General features: G+C 44.6%; 17 protein-coding genes and 4 tRNA genes. 6 read left to right on the forward strand and 15 right to left on the reverse strand.

All coding sequences use genetic code 11. The features are described 5' to 3' along the window. Positions 1-150 precede the first annotated feature (150 nt). Genes yigB through lptM form a run of 5 tightly spaced genes read right to left on the reverse strand, consistent with a single transcriptional unit; the run spans position 151 to position 3,535 of the window. Positions 151-867 carry a 5-amino-6-(5-phospho-D-ribitylamino)uracil phosphatase YigB gene (gene yigB, locus GKR71_RS09375; protein WP_154634206.1) on the reverse strand — a complete coding sequence of 239 codons (717 nt, stop codon included), beginning with the start codon at positions 865-867 and terminating at the stop codon, positions 151-153. Continuing rightward, positions 867-1,796: a tyrosine recombinase XerC gene (gene xerC, locus GKR71_RS09380; RefSeq protein WP_036948854.1), complete on the reverse strand. Its 930-nt coding sequence runs from the start codon at positions 1,794-1,796 to the stop codon at positions 867-869. Before xerC ends, yigB begins: the two co-directional genes overlap by 1 nt. Continuing rightward, complete coding sequence (locus GKR71_RS09385; RefSeq protein WP_036948852.1) at positions 1,778-2,482, reverse strand: DUF484 domain-containing protein; 705 nt, start codon at positions 2,480-2,482, stop codon at positions 1,778-1,780. Before GKR71_RS09385 ends, xerC begins: the two co-directional genes overlap by 19 nt. Before the next feature lie 27 nt (positions 2,483-2,509). Beyond that, positions 2,510-3,334 carry a diaminopimelate epimerase gene (gene dapF, locus GKR71_RS09390; RefSeq protein WP_036949260.1) on the reverse strand — a complete coding sequence of 275 codons (825 nt, stop codon included), beginning with the start codon at positions 3,332-3,334 and terminating at the stop codon, positions 2,510-2,512. A 21-nt stretch (positions 3,335-3,355) separates the two neighbouring features. Continuing rightward, positions 3,356-3,535 (reverse strand): LPS translocon maturation chaperone LptM, encoded by a 180-nt coding sequence (gene lptM / locus GKR71_RS09395; protein WP_036948849.1) that lies wholly within the window; start codon positions 3,533-3,535, stop codon positions 3,356-3,358. A gap of 217 nt (positions 3,536-3,752) precedes the next feature. Here lptM and cyaY point away from each other — a divergent pair, with 217 nt between their 5' ends. After that, a complete protein-coding gene (gene cyaY, locus GKR71_RS09400; protein ID WP_006658190.1) occupies positions 3,753-4,070 on the forward strand; it encodes an iron donor protein CyaY in 318 nt (105 codons plus the stop codon). A gap of 66 nt (positions 4,071-4,136) precedes the next feature. Here the strand turns inward: cyaY and GKR71_RS09405 are convergent, their stop codons facing one another. Further along, on the reverse strand, positions 4,137-6,728 hold the full coding sequence (locus tag GKR71_RS09405; RefSeq protein WP_036948846.1) for a class I adenylate cyclase: 2,592 nt from the start codon (positions 6,726-6,728) through the stop codon (positions 4,137-4,139). A gap of 615 nt (positions 6,729-7,343) precedes the next feature. On the opposite strand from GKR71_RS09405, the gene hemC reads away from it, so the two are divergent. From hemC to GKR71_RS09430, 5 genes are all read left to right on the forward strand, one after another. Continuing rightward, positions 7,344-8,288, forward strand: a complete 945-nt coding sequence (hemC, locus tag GKR71_RS09410; RefSeq protein ID WP_036948844.1) for a hydroxymethylbilane synthase — start codon at positions 7,344-7,346, stop codon at positions 8,286-8,288. Next, on the forward strand, positions 8,285-9,040 hold the full coding sequence (locus tag GKR71_RS09415) for a uroporphyrinogen-III synthase (protein WP_036948843.1): 756 nt from the start codon (positions 8,285-8,287) through the stop codon (positions 9,038-9,040). Before hemC ends, GKR71_RS09415 begins: the two co-directional genes overlap by 4 nt. 3 nt (positions 9,041-9,043) lie before the next feature. Beyond that, complete coding sequence (hemX, locus tag GKR71_RS09420; protein ID WP_036948840.1) at positions 9,044-10,309, forward strand: uroporphyrinogen-III C-methyltransferase; 1,266 nt, start codon at positions 9,044-9,046, stop codon at positions 10,307-10,309. A gap of 2 nt (positions 10,310-10,311) precedes the next feature. Further along, the gene (gene hemY, locus GKR71_RS09425) at positions 10,312-11,511 is read left to right on the forward strand and encodes a protoheme IX biogenesis protein HemY (RefSeq protein WP_036948838.1); all 1,200 of its coding nucleotides are present in this window, start codon (positions 10,312-10,314) and stop codon (positions 11,509-11,511) included. 223 nt (positions 11,512-11,734) lie between these two features. Beyond that, complete coding sequence (locus GKR71_RS09430) at positions 11,735-11,965, forward strand: DUF4014 domain-containing protein (protein ID WP_006658197.1); 231 nt, start codon at positions 11,735-11,737, stop codon at positions 11,963-11,965. A 782-nt stretch (positions 11,966-12,747) separates the two neighbouring features. Here the strand turns inward: GKR71_RS09430 and GKR71_RS09435 are convergent. From GKR71_RS09435 to wzxE, 9 genes are all read right to left on the reverse strand, one after another. Next, positions 12,748-12,824 (reverse strand) — tRNA-Pro (locus GKR71_RS09435). 43 nt (positions 12,825-12,867) lie between these two features. Continuing rightward, positions 12,868-12,953: transfer RNA gene (locus GKR71_RS09440), tRNA-Leu, on the reverse strand. A 16-nt stretch (positions 12,954-12,969) separates the two neighbouring features. After that, positions 12,970-13,045: transfer RNA gene (locus tag GKR71_RS09445), tRNA-His, on the reverse strand. 79 nt (positions 13,046-13,124) lie between these two features. Further along, a tRNA-Arg gene (locus GKR71_RS09450) sits at positions 13,125-13,201 on the reverse strand. A gap of 164 nt (positions 13,202-13,365) precedes the next feature. Next, positions 13,366-14,745 carry a bifunctional threonine/serine APC transporter ThrP gene (thrP, locus tag GKR71_RS09455; RefSeq protein ID WP_108478785.1) on the reverse strand — a complete coding sequence of 460 codons (1,380 nt, stop codon included), beginning with the start codon at positions 14,743-14,745 and terminating at the stop codon, positions 13,366-13,368. Positions 14,746-14,978: 233 nt separating this feature from the next. Beyond that, entirely contained in the window at positions 14,979-15,716 is a 738-nt protein-coding gene (gene wecG, locus GKR71_RS09460) for a lipopolysaccharide N-acetylmannosaminouronosyltransferase (RefSeq protein ID WP_036948834.1), read from the reverse strand. 10 nt (positions 15,717-15,726) lie between these two features. Continuing rightward, complete coding sequence (gene wzyE / locus GKR71_RS09465; RefSeq protein ID WP_154599723.1) at positions 15,727-17,082, reverse strand: ECA oligosaccharide polymerase; 1,356 nt, start codon at positions 17,080-17,082, stop codon at positions 15,727-15,729. Beyond that, positions 17,079-18,161, reverse strand: coding sequence for a TDP-N-acetylfucosamine:lipid II N-acetylfucosaminyltransferase (locus GKR71_RS09470; protein WP_108478783.1), 1,083 nt, complete (start codon positions 18,159-18,161; stop codon positions 17,079-17,081). The genes wzyE and GKR71_RS09470 overlap by 4 nt, the downstream gene beginning before the upstream one ends. Continuing rightward, positions 18,158-19,179: lipid III flippase WzxE (gene wzxE, locus GKR71_RS09475; RefSeq protein ID WP_154634207.1), on the reverse strand; the 1,022-nt coding region annotated here is incomplete at its 5' end. The genes wzxE and GKR71_RS09470, both read right to left, overlap by 4 nt.

The following is a 19,179-nucleotide window of genomic DNA, read 5'->3' on the forward strand; positions in this document are numbered from 1 at the left end:
GGTTTTTCCCTCTTTGTGTTATCAGGCGAAAATCAATAAATTGATTTTCCTCGTTTATTTTCATAAACCTAAACAACCATTTCAAACCTGATTGGTTTGGAAATGGTTTAACAGTGGCTACCACCACTGTGTTTTTATACAGAGAAAGGATTATACCAATGACAGGAGAGAATCCAACCGACAAATTTCCACATGAGGCAATATACGCCCCTCTTTCTCATCCATTAACGTCATATGATCCACGTTGAACCAGCAGGCTTGCATACCGCTATTAATCGCCCCTTCTACGTCGGTCAGCAGATTATCTCCAACATGTAAAATAGCGCCTGGCTCGATATTCAAACGCGTAGAGGCAAGGTGATACATATCGCAGCATGGCTTAGAGCGCCCATCCGGCCCCGCTTTTAATACAAACTGAAAATATTGCCCTAGCCCACACGCTTGCGGCTCGGCGTTACCATTCGTAATCGCCACCAGCGGTAATTTTTCGGCTAATTTTGCTAGCGTTTCATGAGTGGATTGCGGGACATGAATTTGATTACGCCAGTAGGTAAAGTGCGCCATAATATCGTCCACACCTTTGAGGGCATCCTCTTTATTATAACCATAGTGGCACAGCATCATTTTCGACGATAGCCAGCGCCAGCGGGTAATATCATGGCGAATATCCGGTTCTTGTTCTTCCACAAGATAGCGAAAAGCATAAATGTCATCGTTCGTAAAATGATGAAAACGCGGGTCATATTCACGAATAAACCGTAAAACTTCTTCCTCCGTTTTATCAATCACGGGATGGTTGTCGTACAACGTATCATCCAAATCAAATGTCATCGCTTTGATGGGTGATAACGGACGGTAAAAATGCATTAAGATTTCTCCCTCTTCGCTCGCGGATGTGCCACATCATAAACATTAGCGAGATGTTGGAAATCAAGATGGGTATAGATTTGGGTGGTAGAGAGATTAGCATGACCTAATAACTCTTGTACCCCACGTAAATTACCACTTGATTCGAGAATATGAGTTGCAAAAGAGTGACGTAATTTATGGGGATTTATATGGCTATTTACCGCTTGTTTAATACCCCACTGCTCAAACCGCTTTTGCACATTGCGATTCGAGATACGCTTACCACTTTTCGTGGAAATAAATACCGCACCATCGACAGGCTCGTACAATTCACGCATTTCAAGCCAGCGTTTTAGCCAACTCACTGCCGTTTTCCCTAGAGGAATTTTGCGTTCCTTGCTGCCTTTCCCCATCACCCAAACCTCACCTAAATTGAGGTCAAGGTGCTTCACATCCAAACCAACCAGCTCAGAGAGACGCAATCCCGCGCCATACATCACTTCCAGCATGGTTCTGTCTCGCACCACGAGCGGGTCGCCACTGTCCATATTCAACAGTTGAGAAACTTCGTCCACATCCATATTTTTCGGTAGACGTTTTTTCGCTTTAGGGGCATGAATAGTTTTAACTGGGTTTGCCGGTAGTTCGCCTTGCTGCACCATCCAATCACAAAAACTACGTAGTGCGGAAAGCCTTAATGCCATGCTCGCTGCTTGCAAGCCTGTTCGACGGCTCTTCGCGGCAATATTGCGCCCTATCGTCATATCCAACTGCTGCCATTGGCTCACTTTCAGTTCACCTAAAATTTGGCAAACTGCACCTAATTGGCGACGATAATTCGTTATCGTGACTGGACTCAATCGGCGTTCAACACGGAGGTAACGCAAAAAGGCTTCCACTTGAATCATCAGCCCTTCGGGCTGAATGTCTACAGACGCTCTATCCATTGACATAATAACCTCGGTAGAATTTGAGCCACTTTTTCCAGCATTACTGTACCCATACCCTGTTGATAGTGCTCACGGTCACGACTGGTAAATATCACCATGCCGGATTCCCCATGATGCCCAAACAACGAAATCGCTACTGAACCTACATTTTGTGCATCAGGAAGTAAAAGCTGCAACTCAGGACCATTTAGCCGCCCAAGATAATTGAGGTTATCCCCAAAACGCTGAATACGTACGGGTTCAAAAACGCGGCGTGGGAGCACCAATTCGTAGGCATCCAATGGCGCAGATAATCGCCAGCTATCACTAAATAGGCGTACAGAAGCCCCCGATAACCCGAGCTTTTTAGCCCAGCGATTCAACACAAACAGCATCTCCCGCAAACTATTTGCGGAAGACATTTCAATGACGAGATAAAGAAGCTCATCGAACAGTTGCCCATTTTCGTGGGCTTGTTCCACCATAAAGCGGATATCCTGCTCGAGATTTTTGATTTTTTGACGTTGACGGCTCATCACCAATTCAGGAAGCGAGATAGCCTCCTGAACGGCATGAGGAACCTTGATATGTTCAGCAAGAGACGCATTGCGAATAAAGAAATAAGGGTTCTGTTTTAAATATTGCACCACATCTTGTTCATCAATTAACTGAGCAATCTCCGGCACTTGTTCAGGCTTATCCATTATTCCCCTCTTTCCACTCAATCAAGATTAAATTTGGATCACTCCATCATAAACATGGGTCGCAGGACCTGTCATATACAGTGGTGATCCGGGACCTTCCCAACTAATATCGAGGGAGCCGCCCGGCAAATCGACACGAACACGGCTAGCTAATAATCCCTGTCCTACACCCACGGCAACTGCGGCGCATGCACCGCTACCGCACGCTTGGGTTTCCCCCGCACCACGTTCATAAACACGTAAGCGAATATAGTCTGCGCTGACAATCTCCATAAAACCGATGTTGGCACGTTCAGGGAAGCGTTCGTGGCTTTCCAATGCAGGGCCCAATACTTCTACCTCTGCAGTTTGGACACTGTCCACTTGCACCACACAGTGCGGATTTCCCATGGAGACAACACCCGCAAACACTGTACGTTCTTGTGCTCGAATAATATAGGTTTTTTCCGCTTTCACGGCACGAAAAGGGACGTTTTGCGGCTCAAAATCAGGCTCGCCCATATTCACACAAACATCATCATTTTCATTAATTGTGAGAGTCATACGCCCAGACTGAGTGCTCACTTTAATTTTTTGTTTGTTTGTCAGACCTTTTAAACGGACAAAACGTGCAAAACAGCGCGCTCCGTTGCCACATTGTGCAACTTCACTGCCATCTGCGTTAAAAATACGGTAATGGAAATCGAGATCAGGATCATAAGGGGCTTCGACCAATAAAAGTTGGTCAAAACCGACGCCAGTATGCCTATCCGCTAAACGACAAATCAGTTCAGGTGAAAAATAGACATTCTGTGTGACGCCATCCACCACCATAAAATCATTGCCTAAGCCATGCATTTTTGAGAACTGCAATTCACGTTCCATAACAGAGGCTTACTGTTTGGTCGCAGCAGGCTCTTGGTTCGAGCTGCTTGGAGCTTTAGGTTGCACGTCAGATTTAGCAGGCGCCGCTGCATTGTCTTCAGGCGGAAAATACAACGGCCCTTTTAAGCCACAGCCAGAAAGGGTGAATAAAACGAGAAGTGCACTAAGTCCAAATAAACTTTTTTTCATTATGATGTTTCGCCTGTAAGACTAAATTTTGCAATCTGATATTTCACACAGTAACAGGTGTCGCTTTTCAAATCACGCCTGTTTATCAAACATATTAATATTATATACGTTAAATAATTCAAATGGCATCTCACAAGTAAGATGTGCGCCGTTTGACCCCTGAACACATTCAACCCTATAATTTCGCCTAAATAAAAGTATAAACAGGAAATACATCATGAACGATAGCGAATTTCATCAGTTAGCAGAGCAATTGCTCAGCTCGATTGAAGAGCATTTAGATAATTACGATGGCGATGCGGATATTGATAGTGAAATTAATGGCGGCGTCATGACCTTAAGCTTTGAAGATGGCAGCAAAATCATCATCAACAAACAAGAAGCCTTCCACCAAATCTGGTTAGCAACCAAACAAGGTGGCTATCATTATGATTATAAAGATGGAAAATGGATTTGCGACCGTTCAGGTCAAGAGTTTTTGTCCATGCTGGGCAATGCAATTACCTTCCAAAGCCACTTCCCATTCTCGTTCTAAATACGCACACAAAAAATCATAGGCGGAGTCTATAATTTACTCTGCCTATTTTTTATCTTAATAAAATCAATAATATTGAGCGTGCTGTTTAGAGTGCTCTAGCTGCTCAGATTGGCTTAACTGAGGTGCTGAGGGATATTCATCATCCTCTTCTTCTTCAGTAAATGACCAAGAGGCGTCAGAGAAGACAATAACTTGCTTTTTGCCTTCTTCTTCCACAATTTGATAAAACTGTGGCAAATTGAAATTGATAAAGTTTGCACCGTAGGTAAAGCGGTCATGGGAGGAAGAGTAGAATTTGCTAACATCGCGCACTAGCTCTTCTTTGGAACCCTCACAATGAGAGTATATTTCCACGCGATTAGCTTCATCCAATACGTAGATATTAAACCCTGTATTATCTGGCGTATTTTCAAAGAAAAACTGCACAATTCCTTCGCTGGCATAGCCATCCACAACTGCAGGAAGATGATTATCCCCTTTCGCTTGTAATTTTACCGGCCAACCATGCAACTTGTTATGGGAGATTGCACCGTAAAACTCAACAGCATTTTCGAGTTTTTGTACAGAGACGTTTAAACGCTCAAAGAACAGACCCCATGTTTGCCCTGCAATGCGTAATGCCTTAAAGCGACCAGGTTCATGACGATTGCTGGATAAGCGCAATTCAATGCATTCGGACACTAGCTGCTGTACACGAGTACGAATAAGCCCACGTAAATGTTCGCTATAACAGAATACTTCAACTGCTTCAGGCGGAGCCGCGTCTTGGTGCATTTTACCGAGGATGGTTTTTAGCGCTTCTAACATGCACTGCTCGCCGCTGAAATGCAGGGTACGAACTTCATTCCATGAATTGCGATACAGAAGATCGATGCTGCTTATCAAACATTGTTGAGATTCACCAAAACTGAAAATATCCAGTTTTCTGAAATCCACATGCACCACCTGCTCAGAATAGACCTGTGTCGGATCTTTTTCTAAGTTAACGATGATGGCTAAGTGGCGGATTTCACACGGGCTATACAGTGCTTTAGGGGTTGGAGCTGGCAATCTTATTGGGAAATGGCTCGATACATCATGCATTAATTCCAATAACTTACGCTCATCGCATTGGGATTTGCCATGATGCATATGAACTTGCGTATTTTCAGTCAGTAACCCATTAAAATAGGCCCACGCCACCAATTTATTCAGATAGCGGTTATATTCTAAAGGTTGATGACCGATAATCGTGTCGATTTGCGGCGCTTGGTTATACAGATACCAGCCGCTACGATTGGCACGCCCTTCAGGCACATAAATAAATGTCAGGTGCTCTTCGCTAAGATCCGGGGAAATTTGCGGATTTACTAATGTCACTTTACCGGGTAGCGCTTCAAACGCGGCATATAACTTACGGGTTAATACCCCAATATCTTGCGGGCTAGCACTAACACTTAAATTATTACGACGGGCAAATCGAATTAAGTTACGGTAACTTTGCATCATCGTATCGAGCAGCTCATTATGCGCTTCACGCACACGCTCAATTTTCCACTGGCTACGCGTATCTAACACAGCCAGACGCTCGGCGCTCCATCCCCACGACTCCACTAACTGGGACAGTACATCACGACGCCAACCGGAACATTGGTCATCTTCATCTTCAGAAAGCTTTTCACAGACTTTTAGATAGAAGCAGCGACGAATTAAATCCAAACGCGTGGAATCATTAATTTCAGTCAGATAACGAGTTACGCGCTCCAACATGAGGCAATATGAATCCAATCCATAACAGACGATTTCACCGGCATGTAAATGGCGTTTAAACTCCAACGCTAACAACTTACCGTGTGGATAATCCCAAGAGTAGGACTCCAGTAAAATACTTTTCAACACCGCTTTATACGGAGAATCGACACTTTTATATAGCTGCCACAAACTGGCACCAAAGTATTCCGCGGCTGACAATTCACCGAGGCCGCCTAAATCCAGCCATTCGTTTGGTGTTAGTACCCCTTGAGCGTACAGCCCCATGACATATTCGTCATAGTGTTGCTCTTCTTCAACAGGCACCATTGTCCATAACAGACGTTTCCCAGCCATACGCACCGCTGTACGATAAAATTCATCCAGCAATAAAATATGTTGTGTGGAGCCACAATCTTCACCACCAAGATGCCCGCTTGCATTATGGCGAAAACGATTTTCATCGATTAAAAAGACAGTGACATCAATGCCCAGCGAGGCTGCCCACTGTTCAATTAACGTACATTTTTTCTGTAAAGATCGTTTTTCTTCGTTATCTAACCAAGAAGGATGACAAACCCACACATCAATATCAGAGCAGTGACTTTGCCCCACAGAAGAGGTACTACCCATCGAGTAAATGCCTGTAATTGGCAATTCACCATTAGCTTGGTTGTTTGTGGATAAGAAGCGTTCGAAAGGTTGTAACCATTTGAGTTGTTCTGCATCTGGCGAGAAGAAACAGACGCCATGAGGGACGTTGCCTTCAATATAACCCGGCATCATTGGATGATGATAATGAAACAAGACCGGCAACAAGCTGTAAACCTTCGAAAAGGTTTCACTCATAGAAGCCGTCGCGCGTTCCAACCGTAATTGGTTTATCGCATCAAGTCTTTGCTTTAAAGTTTCAATATAGAGGTACAAAGGTTACGCCTGACTGAAAGAATGTAATGACAAACCTGGGGAATTTTCCCAGCACCCAACAGATAGAGAAAAACTTAAATTACTTTTCAAAGGGATTGTCGGAAACGTGATCAATTTAACACCTTGGAGTAAAAGGGTAAAGTAGATCACATAATTTTTCCCGTCTATTTTTAGTACAAATTATTTTTCAACATATTGTATAAAAAGACTTTTTATTTTTGCATTGCAGAAATATCCCTTGTTTTTCAATGGAATAATATCACCATCATGGGTTGTATAACAAAAAAGCGGCCTTACTCTAAATTCAGCCCAGTGCTGGCAGGCTCTGCGCTTACACGCTTCAACAAAATTCCTTCAAAATATCACCCACTGCAATTCTAAAAAAGCACGAATAGCTAAAGAAATTTGTTATCTAGATCCTCTTTTAAGTCATTTTTTTCCAAGAGACTCACAAAAAAGATGTAAAAAAGCGAACTTCACTTGATACATCTCATCCGTTCATTCTTCTTATATCGCTCATTCTGCGACCAACTGGAAAAATTACCGCTAACATGTTAAAACTAACGCCAATTGTATGGTTAATCTGCGGCGATATTCGCCTGAGAAAACAGTGAAATGACATCAACAAATATCGTGCGTATCGCAACGCGTAAAAGCCCTCTAGCGCTATGGCAAGCTTATTTCGTAAAAGCAGAATTAGAGCAACGACATCCCGGCTTACAAGTAGAGTTAGTCCCAATGGTTACCAAAGGGGACATTATTTTAGATACCCCATTAGCGAAAGTCGGTGGAAAAGGTTTATTCGTCAAAGAATTAGAACTGGCGTTACTTGAAGGTCGCGCAGATATTGCCGTTCACTCAATGAAGGACGTACCTGTAGAGTTCCCTGAAGGGTTAGGCTTGGTCACCATTTGTGAGCGAGAAGACCCACGAGATGCGTTCGTTTCTAACCATTATGCCAATATTGATGCACTCCCAGCGGGCAGCATCGTCGGTACATCCAGCTTACGCCGTCAGTGCCAGTTACGAGAATTACGTCCAGATTTAGTTATCCGTGACCTACGCGGCAACGTCGGCACCCGCCTGTCTAAGCTCGACAACGGCGAATACGATGCCATTATCCTTGCGGTGGCAGGTCTAAAACGCTTAAAACTTGATGAGCGTATCAAAGCTGCACTAGAACCAGAGCAATCTTTACCTGCCGTTGGACAAGGCGCCGTAGGTATTGAGTGCCGCTTAGATGATCAACGCACCCGTGACTTACTCGCCGCATTGAATCACGATGAAACCTCCGTGTGTGTCCTTGCTGAACGCGCCATGAATATGCGCCTTGAAGGTGGTTGCCAAGTGCCTATTGGGAGCTATGCTATTTGGCAAGGGGATAAAATCTGGTTACGTGCGCTCGTCGGTGCCCCAGATGGCAGCCAAGTCATTCGTGGAGAACGCTTAATCGCGCCTGCCGACGCAATCCAAGCTGGTATTTCTCTCGCAGAAGAGTTACTTGATAATGGCGCCCGTGAAATTCTCGCGGAAGTCTATAAAGGCAATGCACCAGCATGAGGGTCCTTGTTACTCGCCCAGAGCCATCAGGCTCCGCGTTGATAACAGCCATTAATGCTACTGGGGGGCAGGCTTACCCGGCTCCCTTAATTACGATTGAAGCGGGTTCACAGCTCAATACTTTGTCTTCTCGCTTAGATGGATTATCGGAAAACGACCTTGTCTTTCTTTTATCCAAAAATGCCGTCTGGTATGCAAATTTAGCATTGGAACAAGCAGGACGAGACTGGTCAGATAAGTTATCCTACTATGGTATAGGACAATCTACAGGTCACTATTTTCAGCAACTAACTGGGCAAACTATCCGTTGGGCTGAAGCAGGAGAAACCAGCGAGGTGTTACTCACCCACCCTAACCTGCAAAATTTAGTGGGGAAACGTGCCTTACTCCTTCGAGGTAATGGCGGTCGTGAACTCCTTGCCTCAACATTACGCGCTCGAGGTGCAGATGTTGATTACTGCGAATGCTACGCAAGGCGACCTGTACACTATGATAAAACTGAGTTTAACCAAACTTGGTTTAACACGGATATCACCGATATTGTGGTTACAAGCGGTGAAATGTTGACCCTACTTAACGATTTGATTGCTGAAGATATGCAACAATGGTGGTATTCCCGCCGGCTACTGGTTGTCAGCGAACGAATCGCAGAAAAAGCCCGCCAAAGTGGGTGGCGTCGGGTCTGTGTGGCAACTAGCGCAGATAATCACGCTTTACTTGAAGCATTAATTTCAACCGATATGGGATGCTAATTTATGACGGAACAAGACAAAATTACCGACACTGTTAATGATGAAGCTGTGACAGAGAAAAAAGAGACTCGTCAGCCGACGCCTTCATCCAAACAGAAACGCCCTGGTCTTGCAGTCAGTGCGATCGCTATCGCCATTATCGTCGTCATGGGCGGCGGGATGTACTACTTTACTCAGCAAAGTAATGCGCAATTGGTTCATGATAATAACCAACTGAAACAGCAAGTCAGTGAATTAGTTGAACAACAAAATGCCGATAGACAACGTGTGGATGCGCTCATCGCAACCAACACGGAGCTGAAAAACCATGCGCGTGATTATGAAGATCAACTCAATCGTCGCATGCAAGAATTACAAGCTCACGTCACCGCACTTTCCAGCTCGGACGTAAAAAACTGGTTGATTGCCCAAGCTGATTTTATGGTGAAAATGGCGGGTCGCAAATTATGGAATGACCATGATCCAGTTACCGCTGCCGTTCTGCTCAAAAGTGCAGACACCAGTTTAGCGGAAATGAATGACCCAAGTTTGCTGGATATTCGTAAAGCTATCGCCAATGATATGAACAAGCTAGCTGCCATCAACCAAATTGACTATGACGGCATTATTTTACGTTTGAATCAGCTCAGTAATGATGTCGATAACTTACGCCTCGCCGATTTAAATAATGGCGACGCACCGGAAGATACTGGCACCAATGTCAGCGACGATATTGCAGACTGGAAAGATAACCTCGCGCGCAGCTGGAAAAGTTTCACGAGCGATTTTATCACCGTACGCGCTCGTGATGGCTCCGAAGCTCCATTGCTAGCACCAAACCAAGATATTTATCTACGTGAAAATATTCGCTCCCAATTGCTCATTGCGGCTCAAGCTGTACCACGTTATCAAGAAGAGACATATAAACAGTCCCTTGAGCAAGCTTCCACGTGGGTACGCGCTTACTTTGATGTGGACGCACCAGCCACTAAAGCCTTTTTGACGGAACTCGATGATTTAATAAATCAACCGATTGATGCCGATATGCCTGAAACTTTAGAAAGCCAAGCCAAGCTGGAAAAGGTGATGCAAACGCGAGTGCGCAATTTATTATCTCAAAATCCAGAGCCGACTGGCGTTTCCGAGGATGCCGCGCTTGAGGCAGTAAAAGAAGCCGATAAAGCTGCTGAAGAGGTGACGGCTCCATCAGATACACAAACCGACAAACCGGACGTTGCCACCGAAGCTCCTGTAACGGACGCGGCAAACGCCCCTGAGCATAAGGGGTGATCATGATTAAAGTCTTTGTTCTCTTTATCGTCCTGATTGCGGGCATTATCTTGGGTCCTCTATTAGCAGGTCACCAAGGCTATGTATTTATTCGTACCGATAGCTACGATATTACGACCAGCGTCACCAGCCTTGTGCTGTGTTTTATCCTGCTGCAATTTGTTCTGTTATTCCTTGGATGGTGCTACCGCCGCTTTATGAGCACCACCTCACGGACAAAAGGCTGGCTCAGCGGTCATAAATACCATAAAGCGCACACTCAAACGCAAAAAGCCTTACTCAAATTAGCCGAAGGTGATTTGGAGCAAGTCGAGAAACTAATGAGTAAGCATGCTGATTTTTCTCAGCAGCCAGTCATTAACTACTTGATGGCAGCTGAAGCCGCCCAGCAGCGTGGGGATAGTTATCGCACACATCAATATTTAGATAGGGCTGCTGAAGCCGCAGGTAAAGATCAACTTCCCGTGGATATTAGCCGTGTTCGCATCCAATTGGCGGAAGGCGAAATTCATGCTGCCCGTAATGGCATCGACAAGCTGCTCGACCAAGCACCACGCCACCCAGAAATTTTACGTTTAGCTGAACAAGCTTATTTAGGTACCGGCGCATACCAAGCACTCATTGAGCTGCTGCCGATTATGGCAAAAGTCCAGTTACATAATGAAGATGAGCTTGAAGCGTTAAAACTCAAAGCGTACAAAGGGCTCATGAACCAATGTATGGCTGAAGGTGGTAGCGATGGCTTGAAAAATTGGTGGAAAGCTCAGCCGCGTAAAGTTCGCCATGAAGTGCCATTACAAGCTTTCTTAGCCGAACATTTAATTGAATGTGGTGATACGCGTAGCGCAGAAAAGATGATTATTGATGGATTGAAGCAGCAATATGACGAACGTCTATTGTTGTTGATCCCGAAATTACAGAGCGAACAACCTGAAGTGCTTGAAAAAACTCTGTTAAGCCTCGTCAAACAGTCTGGTGCGACACCATTACTCAATAGCACATTGGGGATCCTTGCGCTTCAACATGCCCAATGGGAAAAAGCAGAAACCTACTTTAAAGCCGCATTAGCGCAGCGTTTTGATGCTTATGATGCAGCTTGGTTAGCCGATGCTTATGACAAGCTACACAAACCGCATGAAGCGGCGAAAATTCGCCAAGAGGCGCTCACTCACTCCCTCAAACAAGAGCGAGCAAAAGCGTAAATTTTTAACTCATTCGTTAAGCTTTGATCTAAAACGCCTCCTAGTCCGAGGCGTTTTTTATATCTACGATTTGGATCTTTACTATTTATCTCAAAAAGATAGTCTTTGAGAGCGTCACTTTTAGCGAATCGAGGCAAACCGCATATTGCTATGTTATAAAAGGGTCACATAGTGTATAAATAATCGTATACATTTTCGTTTTGAATGAATTCAGGATAAAGATATGAATGTAGTGAAAACTCTCTGGCGTTGGATTGTAGCGAGCCAAAATCGTTTACAGATCTTTTTTGACCTGCTACTTCTGATTTTATCCCCGTTTATTTTTATTTCGATCATTGGCTTCAATACCGCCGATCTGAATAAAGATATCTTTATTATTACCTTTATTATTATTGCCTATACCTATGTGACTCGCTGGATCAGCAAGTGGTTAAGCAAAGAGAAAAAAGCGTAAGCGAGAAGATAACGTTTCTTTCCTAATGCTCATCAGGTTAGGAAAGAACATGACAACCCAAGATTGATACAAAAAAAAACACCTGCCGAAGCAGGTGTAAATAACAATCAGGTCTACAGACGGATGGTGCCTCACTCAACGTTTCGCCCGTTCGCTGATGGTAAGAGGATTAGCTCTTGATCATCTAAATTGGACAATAGGCACCGATAATCGGCTTTGCGTCATCCCTGGGTTTATGAAGCTAGGCTGTCATAATAAGTGGGATGAGCATCTACATAATAGATAATGCAGAATGCATGCCAACTTTTATATCGCTGCACGTTTTTCTATTCTTAACCTCGTAACTCCCCTGCTTCTAAACGATATTTTTATTTCTTACTTATTGTGATTTTTTAACACCTCATTCTTACCAAATCCCATTCTGTTCGATTCAGCTATTTTGTCTCAATTTAGAGACAGCTTAGAATGCCTATTAATTTCTCCATATAAATCAATCAGTAAAATGTCTCTTTTTGACGACATGGAAATAGGGATTTGTATCGGATCTGCGACAAATATTTTTATTCATAAAAAACATAACGTTATAAGCACATTCAGATAAGAACCATTCTTGTTAAAAGCGATGCCTGAGATATTAAGAATAAAGATAATAAAAAAACAGATTCATGGATAAAGATAAGAAGATAAGAAGATAAGAATACGGAAAGGAAAATAATCAGGTTAGAAATGGTTACGGTTTTAAAATGCAAAAACCCCGCTCGATTGAGCGGGGTTCTTTAAATTGGTCGGCGAGAGAGGATTCGAACCTCCGACCCACTGGTCCCAAACCAGTTGCGCTACCAAGCTGCGCTACTCGCCGAAATTTAACTGCTTAAGGCAGTAACTCGATATCATTTTTTTCGTGGTGCGAAAGGGGGGACTTGAACCCCCACGTCCATAGGACACTAACACCTGAAGCTAGCGCGTCTACCAATTCCGCCACCCTCGCAATGTCACAAAAAAAATGGGGTGGCTAATGGGACTCGAACCCACGACAACTGGAATCACAATCCAGGGCTCTACCAACTGAGCTATAGCCACCATAACTTCACTTATTTCAAAGTGTTGTCATACTACTACATACAACTTTATTTTGCCACCGTAGCTTGTCACCTTTTGATGGTGCGCCCGACAGGATTCGAACCTGAGACCTCTGCCTCCGGAGGGCAGCGCTCTATCCAGCTGAGCTACGGGCGCTTAACGCCGTTGCGGGAGAGGATAGTACGGATTTATCCCCCTGCTGTCTAGTCCTTTTTTCAATAAAATTATCGATTGCTTGCCTTTTATCCATTTCGTCGAGAAAGAGAGCATTTTTTCCCTCTTTCTCGTCTATTAGATGAAATTTTACCCACAAAATATTTTTACGATGGGCTTTTATCATGGCGACTAAAGCTGCGGATCACAAAATAAAGCCCGGAAACCGTCAATAAAAAGATAGCCCCTACAATCAGTGACAAACGCGTTTCTGGATTAATCGCCATCCCCACCAGCACACAGGCTAAAAACAGCAGCGTGGCGTAGTTCACCCATGGAAACAGAATCGATTTAAACGTATGCCCTGCCATCTGCTGCTGGTTCTGCTTACGAAAACGTAGCTGGCTGGTCAAGATCACTAGCCAAGGCACCATTCCTGGCAAGACGCTTGCACTATATACATACACAAATACCTGTTCAGGGTTTGGAATGATATAGTTCAAGCTCGACCCTGCAACCAAGCATAAGATAGTAAAACCGACACAACGCGCCGGAACGCCGTTTTTCGTCAGTTTTAATAGTCCACTCGGTAACTGCTTATTTTGCGCCAGCGCGTATAACATACGCCCGCCGCTGTACATGCCGCTATTGCAGCCAGACAATGCTGCAGTGAGCACCACAAAGTTAATTACCGCCGCTGCCGAGACAATCCCCACTTTAGCGAATGTCATCACAAACGGGCTGCCTTGTTGCCCGACTTCTGTCCACGGGAACAGCGTCACCACAATAAAAATGGCGCCGACATAGAAAATAAGAATGCGCCACAGAATATTATTGATGGCTTTTTTCAGTGTCACTTGTGGGTTTTTGGCTTCTCCTGCGGTGATCCCGACGAGCTCAACGCCTTGATAAGATGCCACCACGATACACAACGCAAATAAGAAACCTTTCCAGCCGCCAGCGAAGAATCCGCCATGCTCGGTCAAGTTAGCCAATCCAATCGGCTCGAAATTATTGCCAAGACCAAAGAAAATTAGCCCCAAGCCAATCAAAATCATCACCACAATCGTGGTCACTTTGATCATCGCAAACCAGAATTCTAGCTCGCCGTATAGCCTTACTGCGGCGAGGTTTGCCAGTGCCACCAACGCAACGGCAACCATCGCAAATATCCACTGGGGCACATCAGGGAACCAATACTTTGCATATTCCCCTATTGCAGTTATCTCTGAAATTCCAACCGCGACCCACATAAACCAATAACCCCACGCGGTTAAACATCCCCAAAAAGGACTTAAATATTTATAACCAAATGAAGCAAATGAACCAGTGACTGGCTCCAGAAAGAGCATTTCGCCCATAGAACGCATGATGAAGAAGACAAATAACCCTGCGATAATATACGCCAACAATACGGATGGTCCCGCCCACTTCAACGTACTCGCTGAGCCCATAAATAGCCCAACCCCAATTGTCCCGCCCAAAGCAATCAGCTCAATATGACGGGCTTCTAGCCCTCGCTGAAGACCTTGCTGTGGCTTATCCATAATTTCCCCTGTCGATAATAACCATTCGATATTCGCAGCTCTAATAGCCATAACTTTTTAGTCATCGCGGCTGGTTGTCGAAAATAAAATAAAAAATACAATCCCCCAAGATACCGTGAGATCCCTTAGGTTGCATCTATTTTTGAACAATTGTAGGTATATTTGAAGATAGAATGGGGGCGCCAGAAATAAATAGACCCGCATAATGCGGGTCTATTCAGTCAGAAAAGCGCTTAAAGCTTACCACCGTAGTAGTAGCCTAAAAACTTCAGCAATTTAAACTGTCGTTTAATTCGTGTTGGTTGGGAAAGTAAGCGATACAGCCATTCTAGCCCTAAGTTTTGCCAGACTTTAGGCGCACGCTTAACATGCCCGGTGAACACATCATAAGTTCCACCGACGCCCATATACAAAGCATCAGGATGCACAACACGGCAATCACGCATAAAGATTTCTTGCTTAGGAGAACCCATCGCCACGGTCACAATCTTGGCACCGCTCGCGTGAATACGCTCAAACAGCGCACTGCGATCTTCTGCCGTAAAGTAGCCATCTTGGGAATCCACAATGTTGACATTCCATTGTGCGCGTAGCTTCGCTTTAGTCTGCTCAAGAATTTCTGGCTTGCCGCCCACTAAAAATACTGGGGTGCCTTCTTTTCCTGCGCGCTCCATTAAGCCTTCCCATAAATCGGCACCTGCCACACGAGAAACCTCGGCTTTTGGATATTTACGGCGAATAGCACGCACAATGCTGATCCCATCGGCATAAAGGTATTCCGCCTGCCCTAATAAGGTATTCAGCGCAGTATCTTGCTCTGCGATCATCACTTTCTCTGCGTTGATAGCCACTAATGTGCCTGTTTTGGTCTTACCGTCAGCAAACAGATAGTCCAAGAAATGGGCCATGTTTTTAAAGCCCCAAATATTATGACCTCTGATGCTATATTGAGGAATTGACGACTGTTCCATGATGCTCCTTTTAACGGCTTTCCCGTTGACCACTTTTTAAATATAAAGCGGCTTTGGTACGAATAAGACCGGCACTTTCAAATAACCAGTACAGTAATTTAGCTAACACTAAACATAGCCCGAAGACTAAGCAGAAAAAGACTACGCGCGAGACAAAGGAATCGACCCCTTCACGAGCTAATACAATCATGTTGAAGATGGCGCCGAAACAAAATGCCTGCATAATCGCAGCCTTGTAACGGTTGGATTCTTTTAGACTTAACCCATAAATCCAATCAAACCATTTAATGATCATGCCCACCACGATAGCGCCCAGCGGGATAAACAGCACGCCCCCCATGACCACCAGCGAGCCAATTAACGTAGGCGAAATCGCTAACCCAGAATGGTTATTCAGCACTTCCCACGTAAAATAGTTAGCCGAGTTTAATACCGTATCAGGGCGTTCAGGCCATACCCATGCAGGAATAAACACATAGAAATCACGGATAATCGGCGCTAAACCTTGGAATTCCATTTGGTCATAATAGCTGAGCAATAATCCTAAGTTTTCCCATGGCGAGAACGTATCGCGAGTTAGATACAAGAAGGTGTAAAACGCTTCGGCACCGCTCACATCAAGACCGTAACGCTTGAGAGCTAACCAGAACATCCCAACAATACTTGCCACACCCGCCGCTGCCAGCATCCAAAGCGTGATCCAGCCTCTGACAATCCCGATAAATAGGAACAGGGCAAATGCCAAGATAATGTTGGCACGGGTTCCGCCCACAATAACATAGGTTAAGAAACCGAATGAGACCGTGCTAATCAGGAAGAAAATCCAGCGTTTTTGCGTAGGTTTCAAGAAATAGACAATCAGCATTGCAGGGATAAAGAAGTAGAAAAAGCGCTTCAATGCCACGCCCGACACCTGACTGGAGAATATCTGGCTATAGGATTTCAACTTAAACAGCAAGAAACCGTTATCCATGAAAAAAATGCCTACAGTAACCACCGCCACGGCAATCAGCAGTAGACAGGTCAGATTGGTTTCCACCTTATTCATACTAAATACGGCGCGACGCTGGGTATCCACGCGCTTAGTTAAACGCGTTTTGTACGTCACGTAGTAAATGGCGTAGAAGCTGGTTGACGCCAACATGGCATACATCAAGTAATCTGCGGGGACGATTGCCACGTCAAACTGGAAAACCAATGCACAAGTCAGCGGGAATCCGAAGTAAAACGTCAGCAAATACAATAAGGTAAAGAAAATATTAAAATTAAAGCGCACGCGCAAAAACTCTTTATACATCAGCGTGCCGATAAAGATAATAGAGATTAGGTAGATAAGCGCTAAGCCACCCAATTCAAGCAATGTCATGCTTTCGCCTCCGCAATGCTGAGGATCTGTTTCCAGCCATCAGTAAAGTTAGGCGCAAAGAATTCAATATGCTGTTTATTCAGCGAATTCATTTGGCGTTGTGCTTCATCCACTAATGGCAGAGTCAGCTCATCACCATAGAAAAAGACTGGGACATTCTGCGCCGTTAAATCTTGCCAGAAGGTATTTTGGCGACTGATGACAAAAGGAATAGAGAACTGAATAAGCAAACAAACCGTTCCAACCCCTTGTTGGCGATTAAAAATAAAGTAGCCAAGATCGCAGGTTTTCAGCAAATTCAGGTAATCATCGAACGCCATACGTTCTTTAAGAATATCCACCTGCCCCTGAGGGAATTCGCTTTGTGCTGCTTGCTCAACTTCGGCAATATAGTTTTGGTTATTCGCTGGGTAGCCCATCGGGACTATCACCTTCACCTTGTCACCAAATTGCTGTTTAATCGCGCTCAGCGCTTCCACATGACGATTAGAGCGGTCACCTGAGTTACCGAGCAGGATAGTTAATTGCTCGCCCTCACGAGGCTGACGTTCGTTTAGCGTCAATGCCGGATCCATACGCGTCGGGAAATAGAGAACCGACGATGGCACATTAGGATTCGACTGCTGAAAATGGCACAAATCTCCCCGTGTTGCACAAACGTGCCCCACTTTTTTTTGAGCCAGACGACGTAGAATATAAAACAGCTTGAATTTCAGTGAGCTAGATTCTTCATAGAGATCAGCGCCCCAAATATGCCACCAGAATTGATGGGATTTTATCTTGCCAAAAAGCAGTGCTAACCAAATTGGCGCATTAAATTGCCCATGGAAGAAAAAGCGTGTACGACGCTCCGCTTTCGCGCGACGAATAACGCTATCTGCAATAGATTGTTTGCTGTCAAAAACTTCAATTTCAAGCATCGGATAGGCAGCAGCAAGCTGCGCATCCTGGCTCACCACCATAAAATGCGGCTTTTGTGACGGTGCCATCTCTTGGCAAATAACGTTATTAAAAAACGTTAAAACCGTCTGATTATGATGCGGGAGATCAGATCCCAGTACATGTATTAAGGTTGTCATGCTCGCCTACGGTAGATCAAAAATACGCAACAACAGAGAGTAAAATATACGATATAGGTCGCCATATAGGCTTGTGTCGCCCCCACGGCGCCATGTTCAGGAATAAACCAATGGGCAAAGCCCGTTAACAGAACAAATTGGCTAACTTCCGTAAGAACATAAAAACGTAGCGCTGCTTTCGCGATGACGAGATAACCAAAGACGTAAGCACCCACTTTCAATACATCGCCGACCAGCTGCCAAGCAAACAGGTCTCTCATCCCTGTAAACTCTTTTGAGAACAGCAGCCAAATCGCAAAATCACGCAGCAGCCAAACCGTAAAGCTCACGGCGGCAACAGCCGGTAATACAAACTTCAATGCCTTAACAATTTCGGCAGAAATTTCATTTTTATGCTGTAAACGGGACAGCGTGGGCAGTAAATATACCGAAAATGTTGCTGTGATGAATTGTAAATAGGCATCCGAAATCGTGGTAACGCCCGTCCATAATCCCACTTCATCCCAGCTATAAGTCTGTGCCAATAAATTTCGCATCATGATATAGGCAACAGGCAGTGTGATTGCCGTGAGCATTGCCATGATGGTGAACTTACCTAAATTAGTGGCAATAGCTTTATCCCATGCGGGTTTTAGTGATGACAACGCAAATTGTTTACGTCGAATAATCATCCCAACCGCAGGCAATACCACTAAAGCGGGTACCAATGCTAGCCCTGCAAGTGCGCCATCATAACCTCCCATCAGATAGCATAAATAATAGGCGACTACGCCGATTATGCTACCAAAAATGATGGCCGTCGCATTCCCAGCAGCGTCTCGGTAACCTTTCAAAATCGCCAAGAAATAGTTCGCATACGCGATACCCATTTGAATCAAGGCAACCATGCGGATCACGCCACTGTATTGCTCAGTATCAAATAGTGCAGCACTGATAGGGGCGCTACATAGCAAGAAAATAATCGCCAGTAACGTTGAAAATCCGAGGATTATCGTTGAAGACGTTCCCAGCACAGCCC

Source organism: Providencia sp. wls1922, from assembly GCF_009706505.1.
In the GTDB taxonomy this organism is placed as follows: domain Bacteria; phylum Pseudomonadota; class Gammaproteobacteria; order Enterobacterales; family Enterobacteriaceae; genus Providencia; species Providencia lanzhouensis.

Bases quoted from the DNA above. Each gene is read 5' to 3' on its own strand.
- yigB (WP_154634206.1), bottom strand. From the start codon at position 867: ATGCATTTTTACCGTCCGTTATCACCCATCAAAGCGATGACATTTGAT.
- xerC (WP_036948854.1), bottom strand. From the start codon at position 1,796: ATGGATAGAGCGTCTGTAGACATTCAGCCCGAAGGGCTGATGATTCAA.
- GKR71_RS09385 (WP_036948852.1), bottom strand. From the start codon at position 2,482: ATGGATAAGCCTGAACAAGTGCCGGAGATTGCTCAGTTAATTGATGAA.
- lptM (WP_036948849.1), bottom strand. From the start codon at position 3,535: ATGAAAAAAAGTTTATTTGGACTTAGTGCACTTCTCGTTTTATTCACC.
- cyaY (WP_006658190.1), top strand. From the start codon at position 3,753: ATGAACGATAGCGAATTTCATCAGTTAGCAGAGCAATTGCTCAGCTCG.
- hemC (WP_036948844.1), top strand. From the start codon at position 7,344: ATGACATCAACAAATATCGTGCGTATCGCAACGCGTAAAAGCCCTCTA.
- GKR71_RS09415 (WP_036948843.1), top strand. From the start codon at position 8,285: ATGAGGGTCCTTGTTACTCGCCCAGAGCCATCAGGCTCCGCGTTGATA.
- hemX (WP_036948840.1), top strand. From the start codon at position 9,044: ATGACGGAACAAGACAAAATTACCGACACTGTTAATGATGAAGCTGTG.
- hemY (WP_036948838.1), top strand. From the start codon at position 10,312: ATGATTAAAGTCTTTGTTCTCTTTATCGTCCTGATTGCGGGCATTATC.
- GKR71_RS09430 (WP_006658197.1), top strand. From the start codon at position 11,735: ATGAATGTAGTGAAAACTCTCTGGCGTTGGATTGTAGCGAGCCAAAAT.
- thrP (WP_108478785.1), bottom strand. From the start codon at position 14,745: ATGGATAAGCCACAGCAAGGTCTTCAGCGAGGGCTAGAAGCCCGTCAT.
- wecG (WP_036948834.1), bottom strand. From the start codon at position 15,716: ATGGAACAGTCGTCAATTCCTCAATATAGCATCAGAGGTCATAATATT.
- wzyE (WP_154599723.1), bottom strand. From the start codon at position 17,082: ATGACATTGCTTGAATTGGGTGGCTTAGCGCTTATCTACCTAATCTCT.
- GKR71_RS09470 (WP_108478783.1), bottom strand. From the start codon at position 18,161: ATGACAACCTTAATACATGTACTGGGATCTGATCTCCCGCATCATAAT.